The sequence below is a fragment of the Litchfieldia stipae genome, assembly GCF_014837155.1.
Classification (GTDB): Bacteria; Bacillota; Bacilli; order Bacillales; family Bacillaceae_L; genus Litchfieldia.
Genome location: NZ_JACYHA010000027.1, coordinates 24,895 through 45,385, shown reverse-complemented (window position 1 = coordinate 45,385; position 20,491 = coordinate 24,895). Strand labels below are relative to the sequence as shown.

The following is a 20,491-nucleotide window of genomic DNA, read 5'->3' as shown; positions in this document are numbered from 1 at the left end:
GGGGAATTCCCCCTTTAAAACAAGCCTTTTTGATCTTATTTGAGAAAAAAAGGCTTGTTTTTTTCTTTGGAAATTAAAGTTATCAAAAAACGATAGTTTTTCAGTGGCCTCAGCTAAGGCGACGAGGAGGCTCACCAGACACCCCGCCGGACGCGGAGTGTATTCAGGCTGCGGTTGTATAAGCATGACTCAAAAAGAAAACAGCTTAGTTTTTTTCTCTAAAAATAATTATAATAAATTGTACATCCTAAATTCAAATAAAGACCACTTCACAAGTGGTCCCATTTTTTTCAGTATTTATGACTTAAACATATGCTAGCTTCGTTGGTACTTTTGGGTCTGTGTCATACAGGTCAAACTGGTCACCAATCACAAAGCCCTTACTTTCAATGGTTTGTGCTACAGCCATCTTTGCTAAGTCCTTCATATTGTTATCCGTGCTTAAATGAGCTAAATAAATCCGTTTTGTCCGATCTCCAATGACCTCAGTCATCGCTAGTGCAGCATCTTCATTCGATACATGCCCAACATCACTTAGAATACGACGCTTAATACTCCATGGGTAATGTCCCATTCTCAGCATTTCCACATCATGATTACTTTCAAACACATACACATCCGCATTGGAAATGGTACCCTTCATTCGGTCACTCACGTATCCTGTATCTGTAATTAAAGCAATTTTCTTGCCTTCATGATGAAAGACGTAGAACATAGGCTCAGCAGCATCATGTGACACACCAAACGATTCTACATCTAATCCACCAAATGATTTCACCGTGTTCATATCAAATATAAACTTTTGATCAAGTGGAATCTCCCCAATGTTCTTCTCCATTGCTTTCCACGTCTTCTCATTTGCATACACAGGTAATTTGTACTTTCTAGCTAGAACACCAAGGCCTTTAATATGATCACTATGCTCATGTGTGACTAATATGCCTGATAAATCTCTGACACTTCGATCAATTCCTTTAAATAATAGCTCCATCTGTTTTCCACTTAAACCTGCATCCACTAATAGGGAGTGCTTGTCCGTTCCCACATAGAACGCATTTCCTGTACTACCACTTGCCAGTACACTAAAATGCAAACTCATAATACAATCACTCCATAATTTCTAAAATTTGTCCCTCAAAGGCATTCACGTAGTAATCAGTCTTCTCGTCCACAGCAATATGCCATGTCGGGGCTAAGATTTGAGATTCCGATAATTGAACAAGAGGATAATAACCAAGCTCAATCTTCGTTACATGACTACCTGACTTTAAATGTCCATTTTCATATAAGTTTTCAATTGCCCGTATAGCCGGAAGAATTTCCTTTTGATCATATTCTTCAAAATCAACTAGCATGGTCTGTTTATATGAAACAATCTCACTATTTTCATTCAAATCAACAACGAGCAACCCACTTATATTACTAGCTTCATTGAAAAACACTTTATTTTCATATTGCTGAAAAAACACAATACTTCCTTCTTGATCCACTTCCCAGATCGTATATAACTCACCATTTAGCACATAGTCCTTCAAAAACTGCTGCAGCTTCGTAGTGAGATTCGCTTCCGTTAAGGTAATCGGTTCAACTAATTTCGACTGAAGAAGAGCAGGACTATCAATATTCACTTCCTGCCCCTTCATTTGCTGCACATCTGCTTCTGTGAAGAACTTTGGCTTGCCACTGATATAACTACCTTCTTTTGGTTCCTTCGGTAACTCATCATACGTAATTTGCTCAACCTCTAATTGCTCCTCAATACTAGCTTCTGAAATAATATCTAATTCACTTCGATCTCGTTTCTCGATAAATTGAAAGGCTAAGAACAAATTAAGAATCAGGAATGTAATGATAAATATCGTCTTTGTTTTACTCCAATCCACCTACATTCCCTCCTGTATCCTGCTTAAATTCTAGCTTTCTCCATCGACCATCGTAAAAATAGCTCCATATCGGTACAAGGGTTGCAACATTTGTTTTCTCTTGATTTTCAATTAGTTCATAACCAATGGTAATATCTCCTAATAAGAGTGGATCAAAGCCTTCCTGCTCCTTAAGCATCTCCACAACCGTTTCACCTCGAGGCAGGTCGATTGGAGAGGAAGGAATCGGAATTTCTAACACAAGTAGTGGACGTTGATATCGTAATACCTCATTTTTATTCCATACTTGATGGATCTCTGTTAAACCACTCTTATTAAAGACAGGATAGTTATTAATATACAAACGGAATACCGTTCTCTGTTCATATTTATCCGTCGTGAAATAGCGATATCGATCAGTCCATCCTCCATGATCATTAATAAAGTCGATGCTACTTCTTATTAATTCAGAAACACCAATGGAGTCAGTTTCAGTGTTATTGACAGGATTAATATACTGAAATGTTTGTCTGCCAGTACTCACTCTTAGTAATCTTGAACCATCCGTATATTCTTCACCATAGGTTAAGTTGTGCTTTTTAACAATGCTAGGATCAGTAAAGAGCGCATCCTTGAACATTTCTGGATCTAAATAATCCGTGTAGTATTGCACACTATTCATAGTTGTCGTTTGGACAGGTAGAAAAATAGATTTCGTTTCTGTCACATGATATGGGAAGTATTCTGGATAGTTAGTTGATTGATTGACATATTGCTCGAAATCCCGGATTGATTCACGATTAACCTTCGCTTCGAATACCTTCATATCTCTTCCTGACACAAAATAGACAATCCCATAATCTTCAGCAGCCGTATTCATATTAACAATCATTCGATCAAAGGTTATTGTTGGAAATTCTTGATCACTAAATTGGAACATCGCTCGATAAATGGTTAATGGAATCTCATCCACAAAGAGAATTTCCACATGTCCATCCTCTTTTAAAAAAGGAGAAAATCCATTTGTCGAAAGAGAACCTGAGATATTAGTTAACTCAGAGAACTCCCAATTGCTCACTTCTTTGATTATCGAATTAATCTCTGTTTCTTCTATCGTACCATAATGTGTTCCACTCGTATGGAACAAAATTTTGGTAGGTTTAATCAAACTCGAAAGATCCCTAGAATTACTAATTGGCACATTGTTGACAATATTCGTATTATCAATCGTTTCGTATTCTGGCTGGTACGTCCATAACGCCCACGTTAGCAAAATACTGACTAAGACTAGAATAGTAAGCACGAATGATTTTATTGACTCATAACTCATGACCAGTCATCCTCTATTTCTTGATCAATAGGTAAGGTAAAATAGATTGTTGTACCTGCCCCTTCATTACTCTTCGCCCAAATCTTTCCGCCATGTGCTTCAATCATTTCTTTCGCAATGGCTAACCCTAGACCAGTCCCTCCAAGCTTTCTTGTTCGTGCTTTATCCACACGATAAAAACGCTCGAAAATCTGGCTTAGGTTTTCTTTCGGAATTCCAACTCCATCATCCTTAATTTGAACCTCAATCTTATCTTCGTACTCAACTAAATGAAATGTTACCTCTCCACCCTCAGGTGAATATTTAAGCGCATTTGAAATGATGTTATCTAATACTTGGGTGATTTTATCTTTATCCATTTCAATATAGACTGGATCATTTGGAAAACGACGATTAAAGTGAACATCTTGATTTTTAGTCATCTCAAAACGATCAATGACTTTATGGAAGAACGAAGAAAACTCTACCCAGTCCTTTGTTAATCGGTAGTCCTTGCTATCAAGCTTTGAAAGCTGTAGCAAATCATTAACCAATCGAATCATTCGCTCAGTTTCTGTTTGTGTTACATCAATAAACTGAGGAGCAATATCTTTATCCGTCCAAGCACCATCTGCTAACGCCTCAAGATAACTTTTCATTGTCGTTAATGGTGTTCTTAGTTCATGCGACACATTCGCAACAAACTCTCTTCTCTCCTGATCAATCTTCTCCTGTTCAGTAATATCATAGAGAACAGCGATAATACCATTTGTCGTACCTGATTCTTTTTGAATCGTAGAGAAATTGATTTTCAGAATATATGGCTTCTTCTCTGTGCTAAAATCAAGGACTACCGCATCTAAGTCATTATTAAGATCATCAAGAGAATATTTTTCCTCTAAATTAAGCAACGATAAAATTGGTTTATTAAAGGCTGTTTCACGTGAAACATTCAGCATACTTAACGCAGGATCATTGATTAATATGACGCGTCCTCTCTTATCTGTTGCAATCACACCATCAGTCATATGAGTTAAGACTGAGGTTAGCTTTCGACGCTCACTTTCTGTCGTCGCTTGAGCATCCTTCAGTTTTCTTGTCAGATTGTTAAAGGTCATCGCCAGCTGTCCTATTTCATCATGACCATAGACCTTTACCTTTTTCGAGAAATTTCCTTTTGTGAGATCAATCGCATGTTTTTTCATCGCAGTTATAGGCCTTGTAATAGTTTGTGCGACAAGAATCCCTAATAATGCTGTAATTAACATCGCAATTCCTGTTCCCGTAACGAAGATATCATTAATCTCCTTGATGTCTTCATAAACATTTTCTAACCACGCTGTTAGTTTAATGACACCTATAACTTCATTATTCGATCTTACTGGAATATAGGAAACATATAATCGTTGGTTCGTTGTTTCTTCCAATTGAATCTTTTTGTCACCAACTCCCAGCAGAGTTCGCTTCACAAGCAGCTCTGTCGTTCTTCGGCCAATGATGTTTTGATTATATGGACTTGATGTCCCTAGTACTCTACTCTTATTATCATAGAAGATCACTTCTTTAATATCCTCTGATACAAAATCATCTAAGAGAATTCGGATATCAGATTCAATCGTTGTAGACTCTTCTTCTCTTTCTTTTTTCACTTCTTGTTCAAGATTATAAGCGAGTAAATTCACCCGTTCATTTATAGAGATTTGATAATTTTCAACAAGCTGTGTTTCTAATTTCCCTAGGAAATATACCCCAATAATTTGCATCGCAATGAGGATCAGTAATACATAAATTAGAGCAAATTTAAAATGAATCGATCGAAAGAATCTCATTTTTCTCATGTAATCTGATTACTCCTGCTCGGGATTGCGAAGGTAATAACCTACACCTCTTCTAGTCACAATCCAAGTTGGGTGACTTGGGCTATCTTCAATTTTTTCTCTAAGACGTCTAACAGTTACATCGACTGTCCGTACATCTCCGAAGTAATCATATCCCCAAACCGTTTGAAGCAAATGTTCCCTTGTCATCACTTGCCCTAAATGCTTTGATAGGTAATGAAGAAGCTCGAATTCTCGATGCGTTAATTCAATCATTTCCCCTCTTTTAGATACAACATAGGCATCTGGATGAATCACAAGTGAACCCACGACGATTTCATTTGTCTGGTCCTCATCAGCCTCTGTCTTATGATTACTACGTCTTAGATTCGCCTTCACACGAGCTAATAACTCTCTAGTACTGAAAGGCTTTGTTACATAATCATCAGCGCCAAGCTCAAGGCCAAGCACCTTATCAATTTCAGAATCCTTCGCAGTTAGCATGATAATTGGCATATCATACTTCTTTCTGACCTCTCTACATACTTCCATTCCATCTTTAAAAGGAAGCATGATATCTAATAAAATTAAATCAGGCTTCACTTCCTCCACTTTTTCAATCGCTTTTTGCCCGTCATACGCACAAATCACTTTATATCCTTCTTTTTGAAGATTAAATTGTAAAATATCTGCAATTGGTTTTTCATCATCAACAACCAAAATCACTTTATCCATCTCTCTGATCTCCTTTTTTATGAGATTGCCTTAAAGGTAAACATGTTCAGTAACATTACGCTATCTCTACTTTACCAAAAAGCCTCTGTTAATTCACCCATTACCATAAGTCATTCTCAAATTGATTTAAAAAACCTCTAGCTTTCAAACTAGAGGGTCTAATGTAGGTTTGTTCTTATTTATGATGGTAAACAAAAACCTCTAGCCTAGTACTAGAGGTTTTGCTTTTTACTTCAAGTAATCCATTGGATTTTGTAGATTACCATTTTTGTATACTTCAAAGTGTAAGTGGACACCAGTGGAATTACCTGTAGATCCCATCACACCAATTTTCTGACCTTGTGAAACGGTTTGTCCAACGCTAACGGAAATAGACGAAAGGTGAGCATATACTGTTCTTAAACCATTGTTATGGTTGATAACAACTTTATTCCCATATCCTCCATCATAACCTGCTGATACAACTGTTCCATTGTCTGCTGCTTTGATTGTACGGTCACTTGGACGTGCAATATCAATTCCTTTATGCATTTGTCCCCATCTATAGCCTACATGACTTGAGATGTAACCACCAACTGCAGGCCAAGTAAGCTGACCAGTGCCTCTAGAAGGAACGACTTTTGTTCCCTTTAAGACAATCTTATCTACAGGCTCGCTAATGATTTCTTCACTAAGCTGCTTCGTCTCGACTGTTGCTCCATTGCTCTTGGTGATTGAAGACGTAACAATCTTTTCGCCTTCTTTTCCTTCTTGCTTGACCTTTTGGTCACCTTTAAACATACTAGAATCTTCTTCAGTCTTAATTGTATAATCTATTTCAACTGATTTCGATTGTTCCATATTCACTAATACGGTTAATAATGGTTTAAATGCTGTTACATGAATTTCTTGATCAATTTGTAATAATTCATCCTCAGAAATTTTCGGATTCAACTTCAGAATCTCTTTCATCGTTAAATCATGATCTACAGCAATAGAACCTAGAACATCACCAGGTTGAACCTTATACTTTTTCTCCTCTAATGTTCCCTTTTCTAAAAGCTTCACCGCTTCTTTTACAGATAAAACATCAGTTGGATTAATTTTTTCATCTGAAAATGAAACTTTTTCAGTGATAGAAACGTCTAATATACGAGACTCACCTACTTTTAGTTCTGGTAACTCTGTATCAGGAGTTTTTTCCCTAGCTTCTAAATCAGTGAGATCCTCTTCACTGACATATTTAAGCTTATATTGTTTAATAGCTTCATCTGCATCTTCTTGACTCTTTACATATGCCACTGGCTCACCATCAACAACAATGGCAGAAGCCTTTGCAACAATCTGAAGCTCTGATTCAACTTTTTCAATCGTCTCTGTATTATTTACGTTTGAACGAAAGACATGTTCAGGTACAAAAACAATGTCATCTGGAACAAATTCTAGATCCTTGCCTTTATACTGTTCTTCAAATTTAGAAATCTTTTCATCTATCAGACTTGTTATAACCTGTTCATTATCAACAGTTCCCATTCTCTCACCATTTACATATACATGGTAATCTGTTGAAATTTGATTATCTGCTACTGCAGAACCAATAATTAATGTTGTGAACGCAACCGTTGATATCGCTATTTTCTTTATAAGTCTCTTATTAGAGATTGATTGTATAAAATTCATACTTGTACCTTTTTCCACAGTCTTTCCTCCTAAACAAAGGCTTACTTCCCGACATATTTATGTACGTTGATCTATCCTTGTAGTGCGAAAGGGTGTTTATTCGACAATTCTCTCAATTTTTTACTCTATTAATTTATCATATATGGGTAAATAGTAGAATACTATCACGAATAATGTAACATAATTGTAGTATAACTGACATTTATTTACTTATTCTGCAACAAAGCTACTATTTCGCTTTTAAACAAAGACATTTAATTTGTCGATACTCTTATAAAAAATAAGGCTGGTTTCGTATACATTGTTGCTTTTAATCCCCGCAGCCTGAATACACTCCGCGTCCTGTGGGATGACTGGTGAGCCTCCTCGTCGCTTAGGCTCCTGCGGGGTCTCACTTTGGCCACGTATCCCACGGGAGTCTCCGTATATTCAGTCTGCTAGAAATCTATTCTCAATTAATTTAACTCAAAAGCAACAAACTTTGAGAAAACAGACAAAAATAAAAAAACTGCCCCATATTTAGTGCAATGCACTTATGGGACAGCCCTTTTAGAGTGGCTCGGGACGGAATCGAACCGCCGACACATGGATTTTCAGTCCATTGCTCTACCGACTGAGCTACCGAGCCATAATTAAAAATGATAATAATAAAACAGACAATTGTTACAAAAACTTGATCATCCCAATATCATAAAGATAATTGTTACCAGTGTTTCTTCTTTTATGTAGAAAAAAATGGCGGTCCCGACCGGGATCGAACCGGCGATCTCCTGCGTGACAGGCAGGCATGTTAACCGCTACACCACGGGACCTCTTACTTTATGTATTTTTTCTAAGGACAAATTGGTGACCCGTACGGGATTCGAACCCGTGTTACCGCCGTGAAAGGGCGGTGTCTTAACCGCTTGACCAACGGGCCACAAATGGTAAAAATGGTGAGCCATGAAGGACTCGAACCTTCGACCCTCTGATTAAAAGTCAGATGCTCTACCAACTGAGCTAATGGCTCAAAATATAAATACATTTTGAAGTAATACTTGGTTTTATTATTGTGTTATAGAAAGAGCATCTAGTGACGTCCCACTCTCAGGAAGCTTAAGCAAGCAGCAGCTCGAGTGGTACTCTGTAGAGTCTCAGTGAAGCATATTCATTCGTGCTCTACCAACTGAGCTAATGGCTCAAAATATGATTACATTTTGAAGTAATACTTGGTTCATATGAGATTGTAGAAGAACCTCATTTTTTGTCATCTTGTTTCAGCGACGTTTATTATCATATCATAGAGTTCTGATATAAAGCAAGTCTTTTTTTAAAAACTTAAAACTCACTTGTCCTACTATAACAGAAGGAGCTTACAAGGGCAACCTTATAAGCTCCTTTTGTTAATTAATTTGCGTATACACTACGAACAATATTTGTTTGTTTACGATCTGGTCCTACAGAGAAAACAGACAATGGAATACCAGTTAATTGTGATACTCTCTCGATGTAATGACGAGCATTAGCAGGTAGTTCGCTTAAGTTACGTACCCCTGTAATATCCTCTGTCCAGCCTGGCAGCTCTTCATATACTGGCTCACATTGTGCCAATATTTTTAGGCTTGCAGGGAACTCTTCCATCACTTTGCCGTTGTATTTATAAGCAACACAGATCTTCAATGTTTCAATTCCTGTTAACACATCAATTGAATTCAATGATAAATCTGTAATTCCACTTACACGACGTGCATGTCTTACAACAACACTATCAAACCAACCTACACGACGTGGACGCCCTGTTGTTGTTCCATATTCACGACCAACCTCACGAATTCGGTCACCAATCTCATTTGAAAGTTCTGTCGGGAATGGACCATCACCAACACGAGTAGTATATGCCTTAGATACACCAACAACATGCTTAATCTTTGATGGACCAACACCTGAACCAATTGTAACTCCACCCGCTACTGGGTTTGATGATGTAACAAATGGATATGTACCTTGGTCAATATCTAACATAACCCCTTGTGCCCCTTCAAATAAGACGCGGCGTCCTTCATCAAGTGCATCATTTAATACAACTGATGTATCAGTTACATACTTTGCAACCTGTTGGCCATATTCATAATATTCATCAAGAATATCTTCAATCTTGAAGCCTTCAACTTCATACATTTTTTCAAATAAGCGGTTCTTCTCAGCTAAGTTAATTGTAAGCTTTTCTTCAAATGCTTCACGATCTAGAAGGTCAGCCATTCGGATTCCGACTCTCGCTGCTTTGTCCATATAAGCAGGTCCGATTCCTTTTTTAGTTGTACCAATCTTATTAGCACCTTTGCGCTCTTCTTCCACTTCATCTAATTTAAGATGGTATGGCAGAATCACATGTGCACGATTACTAATTCTTAGGTTATCTGTACTTACACCACGGTCATGTAGGTATTTCAACTCTGTAACAAGTGCTTTTGGATCAACAACCATTCCGTTTCCAATAACACAAATCTTATCTGAATAAAAAATACCTGAAGGAATTAAATGTAGTTTATATGTTTCACCATTAAATACGATCGTGTGACCTGCATTATTTCCACCTTGGTATCTTGCAATTACTTCTGCATTCTCAGAAAGGAAGTCAGTAATCTTGCCCTTTCCTTCATCTCCCCATTGTGTTCCTACTACTACAACTGAAGCCATAGTTTTGGCACCTCCACCATTATCTAATACATCTTTTAACGAACTTTTTACCAAACATAGTAAGTTTAACAGTAACGCATTAACGTGTCAACAAAACACGAACATTAAAATTATATTACAAGCTATTTGTTCGTAATATAACAATTTTTCGAACATTTTCCTTCAGTTATTTTTCATTATAGTATTGATATATCATATGTAGGACATATTAATGCAACAAAATATGGACCTTCTCCTCTTTACTTTTCCCAAAAGAATGGATATTACTGCACAATTTTAAAAACAAAAAAACTACCAATGACTCGGTAGTTTTTCTAAGCTCCAGGTGGCATATTCATGTCATCGAATCGCCGCTCTAGATTTACGAACTTATTGTATTCTTTTACGAATGCTAATGAACAGGTTCCAACTGGACCGTTACGTTGCTTTGCAATAATGATTTCAATGATATTTTTATTCTCAGATTCCTTATCATAATAATCATCACGATATAAGAAGGCAACAATATCAGCATCCTGCTCAATACTTCCTGATTCACGAATATCAGACATCATTGGTCTTTTATCCTGACGTTGCTCCACTCCACGTGAGAGCTGTGATAAGGCAATAACGGGTACTTTTAATTCACGAGCAAGCTCTTTAAGTGAACGAGAAATTTCTGATACCTCTTGCTGACGGTTATCTTTACTTGTTCCGCTCCCTTGAATTAATTGTAGATAATCAATCAATACCATTCCTAAGCCTGAATCCTGTTTTAGTCGACGACACTTTGATCGAATGTCATTAATTTTAATCCCAGGAGTATCATCAATGAATATACCAGAATTCGACAAGCTTCCCATAGCCATCGTTAATTTACCCCAGTCCTCTGCAGTAAGAGAGCCTGTACGAAGTCGCTGTGCATCGATATTTCCTTCAGCACATAACATACGCATAACCAGCTGCTCAGCTCCCATCTCGAGACTGAAGATGGCTACATTCTCATCTGTCTTCGTTGCAACGTTTTGAGCGATATTCAAAGCGAAGGCTGTTTTACCAACTGATGGACGAGCAGCCACAATAATTAAATCATTTCGCTGGAAACCAGCTGTCATCTTATCTAACTCAACGAAGCCTGTAGGAATACCTGTGACATCACCAATACGATTATGGAGGGTTTCAATATTGTCATACGTTTCTACAAGAACATCTTTAATATTTTTAAACGCACCGGCATTTTTTCGACGTGCTACTTCCATGATGTTTTTTTCAGCTTCATTAAGAAGCGCATCAACCTCATCTTCTCGTGAAAAACCATCTTGAGCAATCGTCGTTGCTGTACGAATCAAACGTCTTAAGATCGACTTCTCTTCAATAATTCTTGCATAGTACTCGATATTAGAAGCTGTCGGCACCGAGTTAGCTATATCACTTAGATAAGAAACACCACCAACCTCTTCAAGTAGCTGAGTATCAGCAAGCTCTGAGGTCACTGTGATTAAGTCAACAGGCTCTCCCCTATCAGAGAGCGTTAGCATCGCTTTATAAATCTTTTGGTGGGCAGCACGGTAGAAGTCTTCTGGTATTAATACCTCTGAAGCCATGGTTAAAGAAGCTGGCTCTAAAAAGACGGCTCCTAATACAGCTTGCTCTGCCTCTATATTTTGCGGAGGAATACGATCGGTTAAAAGCTCATTCATATTATCTCCACTCCCCTTTAGTCTTATTTTCTAGTAATCTATAATAAAATGGTTTCAATATTTGTTTATAAGAATCAGTTCATTCATCTATTATATGAAAAATGTGACCTGTTTTAAAAAAACAAAATCACATTTACTAATTCTATCTTATTTTAAAAAAGTTGCAATGGTAATTACTGTTCAGTGACTTGCACCTTAACTGTTGCAACTACTTCAGGATGAAGCTTCACAGAAACATTTGTAAATCCTAATGCACGAATACCATCAGGTAAATCAAATTTACGCTTATCGATTTTAATTTTATGTGTTTTCGCTAATTCATCGGCAATTTGTTTGCTTGTTACAGATCCGAATAAGCGACCACCATCTCCTGATTTAGCTGTTAATTTAACTGTTAGTGCTTCGATCGTTTCTTTTAATTTCTTCGCCTGATTTAATTCTTCAACAGCTTCTTGCTTCTCTTTATTCTTCTTTGCTTCAAGTGTTTTCACATTCCCATTTGTTGCTTCAACTGCAAGACCTTGCTTCAATAGAAAGTTATTTGCATAACCATCTGGAACATTCTTTACTTCGCCTTTTTTGCCTTTTCCTTTAACATCCTTTAAAAAAATGACTTTCATGATTTTTGGCCTCCCTCTAAATAATCATCTATTGCTTCTTGTAAACGTTTTTCTACCTCTTCAATGCTCTCTTGCTGTAATTGTGTGGCTGCATTTGTTAAATGCCCACCCCCACCAAGCTTCTCCATAATTACCTGGACATTCACTTCACCAGAAGATCTTGCACTTATACCTACTAAGTTGTCATTTCGATTTGAAATCACAAATGATGCAACAATTTCACTCATCGTCAATAGGGTATCTGCCGCTTGAGCAATTAGGACTTGATCATAAGCAACACCCTCTTCACCTTTTGCAATCACAATCCCGTTTCGATAGAGATATGAAGAGTTAATAAGATTGATCCGTTTTTTGAAATGGTCAATATCCTCTTTCAAAAACTTTTGTGCTAATACCGTATCCGCTCCCTGAGTCCTAAGATATGAAGCCGCATCAAAAGTTCGTGAACCTGTCCTTAAAGTAAAACTTTTCGTATCAACAATAATACCAGCTAAAAGAATCGTAGCCTCTAACATATTCATTTTCATTTTCTTAGGCTGATATTCAAGCAACTCAGTGACTAACTCAGCTGTTGATGATGCATAAGGTTCCATATATACAAGTAGTGGAGAATCAATAAATTCTTCTCCTCTTCGATGATGGTCAATAACGACAACATGATCAATCTTTGATAATAATCTTTCTTCAATCACAAGTGATGGCTTGTGTGTATCAACTACAACTAATAATGTATCACCTGTAGACATCTCTAATGCTTGCTCAGGATTGATAAAATGGGCCCATAATTCAGGGTGCTCCTTAATTTCATCTAACAGACGATAGATGCCTGAGTCAATTTCATTTGTATTTAACACGATATAGGCTTGTTTTTGATTCATTTGTGCAATCTTTAAGATCCCAACTGCAGCACCAACTGAATCCATATCTGGATATTTATGACCCATGATAATGACTTGGTCACTTTCAATCACGAGCTCCTTCAACGCGTGGGAAATCACTCGTGCTCGGACTCTTGTACGCTTCTCCATCGGATTGGTTTTTCCTCCGAAGAATTTCACTTTTCCATTAACCTGCTTGATTGCAACCTGATCCCCACCTCGGCCTAGAGCAAGATCTAGACTTGATTGTGCTAATGCACCAAGCTCTGGTAATGATGGTACACCAGACCCAATTCCAATGCTCAGCGTAAGTGGAATGCTATCCTTTGAAGTCTGCTCTCTCACCTCATCAAGGATGGTAAACTTCCCTTTTTCAAGCTGTGTTAAGATGTGTTCATTTAATACAGCTGTAAATCGTTCAGAAGACGTTCTTTTCAGATAGACTCCATTCTCACTTGCCCAGTTGTTAAGAATTGAGGTGACTTGGCTATTAATTTGACTTTTCTTTTGATCGTCCATTCCTTGTGTCACTTCATCGTAATTATCCAGGAAAATAACGCCTAACACGGTACGCTCATCCTCGTATAATTTCTCGATTTCAGTTTGTTCCGTCACATCAAAGAAATAAAGAAGTCTCTCTTCTCTCTTAATAATCACTTTGAACTTTTGATCATACAATGTGATTATTTCGGTATCAACCTCTTGTTTAATCAGTGGAATGAGTGAATCTGCCACACTATACAATGACTGACCTACTAATGTATCTTCATCAAAGCATGATGAGATAAATGGATTGGTCCATTCAATCGTATATTCCTCATTAAAGAGCATGATTCCAATAGGCATTTCCATTAACGCTTCTTCTCCCACCTTTTTTAACCGGTAGGATAATGTTGAAATGTAGGTTTCCATTTCTTCATTTAACAATCTGTCAGCTCGATATAGGAAATATAATATGAGACCAAGGAGCAGAAATCCTGCTATACCAATAATGTAATGATAGTAAAGGATCACCCCTAAGAGAATCCCTGTCACAATAAGTAGAGCATAGATTGGATAGCGAAATACTTTCTTTTTATAAAAGTCAGGCATGTCTTTTTAGCTCCCTATGCAAAATTCTAGCTTTTTGGTTTTACCTTGTTTCTTAATCGGAACCCTAAGTCAATTATACCTAAGATTCGTATAATAGAAAGTAAAAAAGGTGTCATGATCAATACGATAATTGGTACTATTTTTGGTAACCCTCTTACATGACTAAAGTAGAAGACAAACGAAATCCCTTGAATGACCATCAACAATTGGAGAATATAATACAAATTCACCACAGCCATATAATAAAAGGAACCCACTTCCATATCAAAATACATGAGGATGAGTACCACTAAGTAATACCATAGAATACTTATCGGTATAGTGATATCTCTTATCGCCGGAAACTTGATCGCATCTTTCATGACTCTTTTCAATACTGGATAAGAAATGAGTTGTGTAATAAGAGCAAAGAAAAAAGCCGTAATCACTAATAAACTTGGTACTAAATAGTTAAATAACTCTAATGACTCATTAAATTGCTGGATCACCTCTTCATTTTGAGGAGCATAGTTCTCTAGCATTTCAATCGATTCCTCAGCAGATTGCTTCACAAGTGCTGAAAAATCAAAAGCAAACAAACTACTAGCAATGATGTAGAAAACCACAAAAGTAACAATAAATGAAACTGTAAGGCCAAGCATGACCTCCAATGGTTTCCTACCTTTTTGAACAAGGGTACCATATACTACTCCACCCACTCCAAAAATGAAGGCGAAGATTAAACCAGTCACAGATGTAAACAATAACGATAATACTGCGGCTGCAAGTAAGAATAGTAAAGACTGTTTGATACTATACCTACTAGCAAAAATAATAAAAGGAATCGGTAATAAAAAGGTTAAAAAGATTCCTACAAATGGAAGAAAAATTGATCCTATTAACAGTAAAATATAGATGGCAAGAAAGAGTCCACCATCAACCACAAATTTCTGTTTCTTCATACTTTCACCTCTCACTTGATCTTGCTACTAAGCTACTAGACAGGATCTCCGTTCCTCTTATTAGAGTCTATTATGTATCATCATAAAACAAGAAAAGAGGATTTGTACAATAAAACGAGGCCTGCCTCTTTATTATTTCAATCTATCTATTTTTTCCTAATAAAGAACGTGATAAACCTCAAATGCTTAGAGGATAAAAAAAAAGCAGTGAGGAAATCTCACTGCTTTTTTACTTATTCACCAGAAACATATGGTAATAAAGCCATTTGACGAGCGCGTTTGATAGCAATCGTTAATTTACGTTGGTACTTAGCGCTTGTTCCTGTTACACGACGAGGTAAAATCTTTCCACGCTCAGAAACGAATTTCTTTAACATGTCAACCTCTTTGTAATCGATATGTGTAATACCATGTGCTGTGAAATAACAAACCTTACGACGTTTTGCACGTCCTCCTCTGCGTCCACCTGCCATTAGAAATCTCCTCCTTCCTGTTTTTATCCGATCAACTTAAAACGGTAAGTCGTCGTCTGATATATCAATTGGTTGTCCATCATTTGCAAATGGATCATTATCGACTTTTGTAAAGCCTTGATTGTTGTTTCGTTGTTGGTTCTGATCTTGACCATATCCACCATACCCTTGCCCTTGGTTTTGATTTCCGCCACCATAAGAGCCTCCTGGATTACCGTAAGAACTTCCACCACTACGCTGTCCGTCATTGTTAGCATTTCTTGGTTCTAAAAATTGAACACTTTCAGCTAAAATTTCAGTTACATAAACACGTTTACCATCTTGTCCGTCGTAGTTACGAGTTTGAACTCGTCCGTCTACTCCAGCCAAGCTACCCTTTTTCAAAAAGTTAGCAACATTTTCAGCAGGTTTACGCCAAACTACACAATTTATAAAATCCGCTTCACGTTCACCTTGCTGATTCGTGAATGCTCTGTTAACAGCTAACGTGAAAGTTGCTACAGCTACTCCACTTGGGGTATAGCGTAGTTCAGGATCCTTCGTAAGTCTGCCTACGAGAATTACGCGATTCATCATCAGAACCCACTCCTTCAACCATATTTCTAAAGAAAATATAACCTATTTTCTTACAATTATTCTTCTATTTTTACAATGATGTGACGGATAATGTCTTCACTGATCTTCGCTAAACGATCGAATTCGTTGATAGCAGCAGAATTAGACATTACGTTAAGAATCATGTAATAACCATCGCGGAAATCATTGATTTCATATGCTAAACGACGTTTACCCCATTCTTTTACGTTTGTAATCTCCGCACCATTGTCAGTTAAAACGCCATTAAAACGCTCAACTAGAGCTTTTTTAGCTTCATCTTCAATGTTTGGACGGATGATATACATAATTTCGTATTTTCTCATCTCGTTCACCTCCTTTTGGACTAACGGCCCTTAAACAAAAAGGGCAAGGAGCAATCTTTCAATTACTCACAATGTAGAATTATAGCACACCCATCGCTAATAAGCAATAGCGATTATTTCTGACTATAGTCTACAAAAAAAACGATACCAACATCCTCTCTATATGAGTGTTAGTATCGTCATTTTTATTTGTTTAAACGTTGAAACGGAAGTGGATAACGTCTCCGTCTTTAACAATATATTCTTTTCCTTCTAAACGGACCTTACCAGCTTCACGAGCTGCTGCCATTGATCCACTATTTAATAAATCTTCATAAGAAACCGTCTCAGCTCGGATAAATCCTCTTTCGAAATCGGTATGAATAATCGCTGCACATTGTGGAGCCTTCATTCCTTTTCTAAAGGTCCAAGCTCTAACCTCTTGAACACCCGCAGTGAAGTATGTCGCTAAGCCTAGAAGATTATAAGAAGCTTTAATAAGTTGATCAAGACCTGATTCCTCAATTCCTAATTCTTCAAGGAACATCGCCTTCTCTTCTCCTTCAAGCTCAACAATCTCAGATTCAATTTTCGCACAGATCACGATTACTTCTGCATTATCAGATGCAGCAAATTCGCGAACCTTAGCAACATATTCATTAGAAGAAGAGTCCGCTAGATCGTCTTCACTTACATTTGCAACATATAGCATAGGCTTAATAGTAAGTAAGTGTAAGCCTTTTACAATCTTCATCTGTTCGTCAGTAAATTCCACTGTACGAGCAGCCTTTTCATCCTCAAAGGCTTCCTTAAGCATCACAAGTACTTCGTGTTCAACTAACGCTTCTTTATCCTTTTGCTTTGCTAACTTCGCTACTCGCTCTAAACGCTTAGAAACAGATTCTAAGTCAGCTAAAATTAATTCTAAATTGATTGTCTCGATATCATCGATTGGCTCTACCTTACCAGATACATGTGTAATATTATCATCAGCAAAACAACGAACCACATGACAAATCGCATCAACCTGGCGGATATGAGATAAGAACTTATTTCCAAGTCCCTCTCCTTTACTTGCCCCTTTAACAATCCCAGCAATATCTGTGAATTCAAATGCTGTAGGTACTGTTTTCTTCGGTTGAACAAGTTCTGTCAATTTATTTAGACGCTCGTCTGGTACTTCAACAATCCCTACATTAGGATCGATTGTACAGAATGGATAGTTTGCAGATTCTGCTCCTGCTTGTGTAATTGCATTAAAAAGCGTTGATTTCCCTACATTCGGAAGCCCAACGATTCCAGCTGTTAATGCCATTTCCTTCACTCCTCATTTTACATAGCCTTGTCACTCTATTTTTACTTTATTTAACCAAAAGTTATCTTCCAAATAATAATCACTTGAAAAATGAACCCTTTTAGATCACTAATGTAATCACGCTCATAGCTAACCTTTCACAATTATAGATAGTAAAAGAAAAAAAAACAAGCTTTATCAAGGTCTTATAAGTGTAGAGTACACCTAGTTATCCTCTTTTATGAAGTTACTTTTTCCAAATCTACAAGACAATCGTATAATGTGCTTCCCTGTTTGTTGTCAGACTCACCATTTGGTGTTAGTAGGTTTACACTACCACCAAATTTCCTCCATTGCCCTTCATCAATATTAACAATTTTCGAATGGGCCTTTGGAAGAATACGTACTCTTCCGGTTAACTCTCCTCTATCATTAAATACACGTACAACCTCATCTTCTACTAATCCTTTTTCTTCAGCAATGTCTTTAGATACTTCAATTTTAATGGTTTGTAGGTTTTCAATCAGGTGATAGTGCTGTGAATGGTTAGAACGCATTGGATGGATTGTTAATAATGTATATGGATATTTCTCAGAAAGCTCTTTATTGCTATAAGAAGATTCCTTAGGAAATAATAGCTTTAATTTCCCATCTAATCCTTTTGATGATGCAGTTTGTGAAGTGAATTCATACTTCCCACTTGGTGTTCCAAACTGAAAATCTTCCCATGGAATCTCATCTACTGGTAGTGGGAGATGGTTCATTTCTTTCAACTTCTCTAATGTGATCCCTTTCTCCTGAAGACCACCTAATCCCATCTCAATCCATTCTTCTTTTGAATAATTAAAATCCTCACCAAATCCTAGTCTCTTCGCTAGCTCTGTCCAAATCCATAAATCTGATTTAGCTTCTCCTGGTGCTGAAACTAACTGTGGACCATAATTAACATAATGATGATACATGGATGAGTAATATAGGTCCTCTTCTTCAAACACCATGGTTGTTGGCAGTACATAATCAGCCAATTCTGCTGTATCTGTCATGAATTGTTCAACAACAACCAACGTCTCTACAGATTCAAAGGCCTTTTTAACAAGATTTGTATCTGGCACTTGTGTTAACGGATTTCCACATGTCACAAACACCATTTTGATTTCCGGATCCACCGCCTCAAGAATTCCTTCTGCTTGCTTCATCATTGTAAACGTTCGATGCTCTTTCTTACGTTCAGGAAGAGATAATTGATTTACGGCAAAGCTTTGACCTACCTGTAAATGACCAAAATTAGCTCCACCCCCAGGAACACCAATATTCCCGCTGATAGCTATTAACGCATCAATCAGTCGAATTGTATTTCCTCCATTTGCATATCTCTGCATCCCTAATCCTAAAAATGTCGAGGTTGGCCCTTTATGATATATCCTAGCAAGCTCGAGTAATGTTTCACGTGAAACATCCGTATATCGTTCAATCTCATCAATTGAAATGGAATCTAGAAGCTCGATAAGATCAGAAAACCCTGTTGAATAGTGCTCGATAAACATTCGATCATGAAGCTCTAATCTAATCATTTCTTTCATAATACCAATAGCAAGGACTCCATCCATTCCTGGCTTAACACTAATATAAGAATGAGCAATTTTTGCTGTTGCGTTAAAGATAGGATCAATAACAATCAGATTCGCACCATTTTTCTTTGCAGTAATAAGATTTTGGTATAAATGCATATTTGTTCTGGCTACATTCCTGCCCCAAATAACAATATTTTTACTATTTGCTAGATCATCTGGAGAATGACTAAAAGCATTTCCAAAATCCCATGTCTGAGCTTCAATCCCAGCACCCCAACAAATACTTCCCGTTAATTCAGTTACGCCCCCAAGACAATTAAAGAAGCGTTTATCAATATTTTTAAGAAGACCGCTATTAGAATAATCATGACTATGAAGGATAGAGGTTGATCCGGTGCTCTTTCTTACCTCGTCCATCTTTCTTGCTATCTCATCTAATGCCTGATTCCATGAAATTTGCTGAAATTCACCATCTATCTTTTTTAACGGATATAATAGTCTCAGATCTGAGTTTGCACGTGCTTCAAGCGCTCGCCCTCTGCCACAGATCTTTCCTTGAGTAATTGGATGATCCGGGTCTCCGTCAATTTTTTTCACTTTTCCATTCTCTACTTCTACTTGGAAACCACAATTATCCCAACAGTTCAATGGACAAGCTGATTTATATGATACCAATGGTTTCACCTCTCCCAAACTTACATTCTTTATTACAAGTAGCATACAAGTCTTCTGTACTTTCTGCAATCAATAAGAATACTTTACCAACACAAAAAAACATGAGGAATGAATCATTCACCCTCATGTTTGACTAATACCTTCTTCATTTTTCTTGCAAATTCTTTTCTTGGAATCATGACACTATGTGAGCACCCTTCACATCTGATTCTTATATCCATTCCCATTCTGATAATCTTCCATTGATTATGTCCACATGGATGGGCTTTCTTCATTTCAACAACATCATATAGATCGAACTCTTTATCCAT

Annotated in this window: 17 protein-coding genes and 4 tRNA genes; all 21 read right to left on the bottom strand. The window is 37.2% G+C overall.

The annotated features are described in order from the left end of the window. Positions 1 to 304: 304 nt before the first annotated feature. The 21 genes from F7888_RS20300 to F7888_RS20200 all read right to left on the bottom strand — a co-directional run bounded on the left by F7888_RS20300 (position 305) and on the right by F7888_RS20200 (position 20,491). Positions 305 to 1,099 (bottom strand): MBL fold metallo-hydrolase, encoded by a 795-nt coding sequence (locus F7888_RS20300; protein ID WP_191782842.1) that lies wholly within the window; start codon positions 1,097 to 1,099, stop codon positions 305 to 307. Positions 1,100 to 1,106: 7 nt separating this feature from the next. After that, positions 1,107 to 1,883: a two-component system regulatory protein YycI gene (locus tag F7888_RS20295; protein WP_191782840.1), complete on the bottom strand. Its 777-nt coding sequence runs from the start codon at positions 1,881 to 1,883 to the stop codon at positions 1,107 to 1,109. Next, entirely contained in the window at positions 1,870 to 3,192 is a 1,323-nt protein-coding gene (locus F7888_RS20290) for a YycH family regulatory protein (RefSeq protein ID WP_191782838.1), read from the bottom strand. The genes F7888_RS20295 and F7888_RS20290 overlap by 14 nt, the downstream gene beginning before the upstream one ends. Continuing rightward, positions 3,189 to 5,009 carry a cell wall metabolism sensor histidine kinase WalK gene (gene walK, locus F7888_RS20285; protein ID WP_191782836.1) on the bottom strand — a complete coding sequence of 607 codons (1,821 nt, stop codon included), beginning with the start codon at positions 5,007 to 5,009 and terminating at the stop codon, positions 3,189 to 3,191. The genes F7888_RS20290 and walK overlap by 4 nt, the downstream gene beginning before the upstream one ends. Before the next feature lie 9 nt (positions 5,010 to 5,018). After that, a complete protein-coding gene (yycF, locus tag F7888_RS20280) occupies positions 5,019 to 5,723 on the bottom strand; it encodes a response regulator YycF (protein WP_191782834.1) in 705 nt (234 codons plus the stop codon). Between the two features lie 228 nt (positions 5,724 to 5,951). Then, positions 5,952 to 7,400 carry a M23 family metallopeptidase gene (locus F7888_RS20275; protein ID WP_318246333.1) on the bottom strand — a complete coding sequence of 483 codons (1,449 nt, stop codon included), beginning with the start codon at positions 7,398 to 7,400 and terminating at the stop codon, positions 5,952 to 5,954. Between the two features lie 537 nt (positions 7,401 to 7,937). Continuing rightward, positions 7,938 to 8,010, bottom strand: a tRNA-Phe gene (locus tag F7888_RS20270). A gap of 108 nt (positions 8,011 to 8,118) precedes the next feature. After that, positions 8,119 to 8,194: transfer RNA gene (locus F7888_RS20265), tRNA-Asp, on the bottom strand. 32 nt (positions 8,195 to 8,226) lie between these two features. Beyond that, positions 8,227 to 8,301 (bottom strand) — tRNA-Glu (locus F7888_RS20260). 14 nt (positions 8,302 to 8,315) lie between these two features. Next, positions 8,316 to 8,391 (bottom strand) — tRNA-Lys (locus tag F7888_RS20255). Positions 8,392 to 8,768: 377 nt separating this feature from the next. After that, positions 8,769 to 10,058: an adenylosuccinate synthase gene (locus F7888_RS20250; RefSeq protein ID WP_191782832.1), complete on the bottom strand. Its 1,290-nt coding sequence runs from the start codon at positions 10,056 to 10,058 to the stop codon at positions 8,769 to 8,771. A gap of 314 nt (positions 10,059 to 10,372) precedes the next feature. Continuing rightward, a complete protein-coding gene (gene dnaB / locus F7888_RS20245; protein WP_191782830.1) occupies positions 10,373 to 11,737 on the bottom strand; it encodes a replicative DNA helicase in 1,365 nt (454 codons plus the stop codon). Between the two features lie 173 nt (positions 11,738 to 11,910). Further along, positions 11,911 to 12,357 (bottom strand): 50S ribosomal protein L9, encoded by a 447-nt coding sequence (rplI, locus tag F7888_RS20240; RefSeq protein ID WP_191782828.1) that lies wholly within the window; start codon positions 12,355 to 12,357, stop codon positions 11,911 to 11,913. Continuing rightward, positions 12,354 to 14,327 carry a DHH family phosphoesterase gene (locus F7888_RS20235; protein ID WP_191782826.1) on the bottom strand — a complete coding sequence of 658 codons (1,974 nt, stop codon included), beginning with the start codon at positions 14,325 to 14,327 and terminating at the stop codon, positions 12,354 to 12,356. The genes rplI and F7888_RS20235 overlap by 4 nt, the downstream gene beginning before the upstream one ends. 26 nt (positions 14,328 to 14,353) lie before the next feature. Next, on the bottom strand, positions 14,354 to 15,268 hold the full coding sequence (locus F7888_RS20230) for a YybS family protein (protein ID WP_191782824.1): 915 nt from the start codon (positions 15,266 to 15,268) through the stop codon (positions 14,354 to 14,356). 233 nt (positions 15,269 to 15,501) lie between these two features. Continuing rightward, complete coding sequence (gene rpsR / locus F7888_RS20225) at positions 15,502 to 15,741, bottom strand: 30S ribosomal protein S18 (protein WP_191782822.1); 240 nt, start codon at positions 15,739 to 15,741, stop codon at positions 15,502 to 15,504. Positions 15,742 to 15,777: 36 nt separating this feature from the next. Further along, positions 15,778 to 16,317, bottom strand: coding sequence for a single-stranded DNA-binding protein (gene ssb / locus F7888_RS20220; RefSeq protein WP_191782820.1), 540 nt, complete (start codon positions 16,315 to 16,317; stop codon positions 15,778 to 15,780). Positions 16,318 to 16,373: 56 nt separating this feature from the next. Beyond that, a complete protein-coding gene (gene rpsF / locus F7888_RS20215; protein ID WP_191782818.1) occupies positions 16,374 to 16,661 on the bottom strand; it encodes a 30S ribosomal protein S6 in 288 nt (95 codons plus the stop codon). A gap of 193 nt (positions 16,662 to 16,854) precedes the next feature. Then, positions 16,855 to 17,955, bottom strand: a complete 1,101-nt coding sequence (ychF, locus tag F7888_RS20210; protein WP_191782816.1) for a redox-regulated ATPase YchF — start codon at positions 17,953 to 17,955, stop codon at positions 16,855 to 16,857. 218 nt (positions 17,956 to 18,173) lie between these two features. Further along, the gene (locus tag F7888_RS20205; protein ID WP_191782813.1) at positions 18,174 to 20,225 is read right to left on the bottom strand and encodes a molybdopterin-dependent oxidoreductase; all 2,052 of its coding nucleotides are present in this window, start codon (positions 20,223 to 20,225) and stop codon (positions 18,174 to 18,176) included. A 68-nt stretch (positions 20,226 to 20,293) separates the two neighbouring features. Further along, entirely contained in the window at positions 20,294 to 20,491 is a 198-nt protein-coding gene (locus F7888_RS20200) for a DUF951 domain-containing protein (RefSeq protein WP_191782811.1), read from the bottom strand.

Excerpts from the sequence above, each read along its gene's own strand:
- F7888_RS20300 (WP_191782842.1), bottom strand. The coding sequence starts at position 1,099 with ATGAGTTTGCATTTTAGTGTACTGGCAAGTGGTAGTACAGGAAATGCG.
- F7888_RS20290 (WP_191782838.1), bottom strand. The coding sequence starts at position 3,192 with ATGAGTTATGAGTCAATAAAATCATTCGTGCTTACTATTCTAGTCTTA.
- walK (WP_191782836.1), bottom strand. The coding sequence starts at position 5,009 with ATGAGAAAAATGAGATTCTTTCGATCGATTCATTTTAAATTTGCTCTA.
- yycF (WP_191782834.1), bottom strand. The coding sequence starts at position 5,723 with ATGGATAAAGTGATTTTGGTTGTTGATGATGAAAAACCAATTGCAGAT.
- F7888_RS20250 (WP_191782832.1), bottom strand. The coding sequence starts at position 10,058 with ATGGCTTCAGTTGTAGTAGTAGGAACACAATGGGGAGATGAAGGAAAG.
- dnaB (WP_191782830.1), bottom strand. The coding sequence starts at position 11,737 with ATGAATGAGCTTTTAACCGATCGTATTCCTCCGCAAAATATAGAGGCA.
- rplI (WP_191782828.1), bottom strand. The coding sequence starts at position 12,357 with ATGAAAGTCATTTTTTTAAAGGATGTTAAAGGAAAAGGCAAAAAAGGC.
- F7888_RS20235 (WP_191782826.1), bottom strand. The coding sequence starts at position 14,327 with ATGCCTGACTTTTATAAAAAGAAAGTATTTCGCTATCCAATCTATGCT.
- F7888_RS20230 (WP_191782824.1), bottom strand. The coding sequence starts at position 15,268 with ATGAAGAAACAGAAATTTGTGGTTGATGGTGGACTCTTTCTTGCCATC.
- rpsR (WP_191782822.1), bottom strand. The coding sequence starts at position 15,741 with ATGGCAGGTGGACGCAGAGGAGGACGTGCAAAACGTCGTAAGGTTTGT.
- ssb (WP_191782820.1), bottom strand. The coding sequence starts at position 16,317 with ATGATGAATCGCGTAATTCTCGTAGGCAGACTTACGAAGGATCCTGAA.
- rpsF (WP_191782818.1), bottom strand. The coding sequence starts at position 16,661 with ATGAGAAAATACGAAATTATGTATATCATCCGTCCAAACATTGAAGAT.
- ychF (WP_191782816.1), bottom strand. The coding sequence starts at position 17,955 with ATGGCATTAACAGCTGGAATCGTTGGGCTTCCGAATGTAGGGAAATCA.
- F7888_RS20205 (WP_191782813.1), bottom strand. The coding sequence starts at position 20,225 with ATGCTACTTGTAATAAAGAATGTAAGTTTGGGAGAGGTGAAACCATTG.
- F7888_RS20200 (WP_191782811.1), bottom strand. The coding sequence starts at position 20,491 with ATGGATAAAGAGTTCGATCTATATGATGTTGTTGAAATGAAGAAAGCC.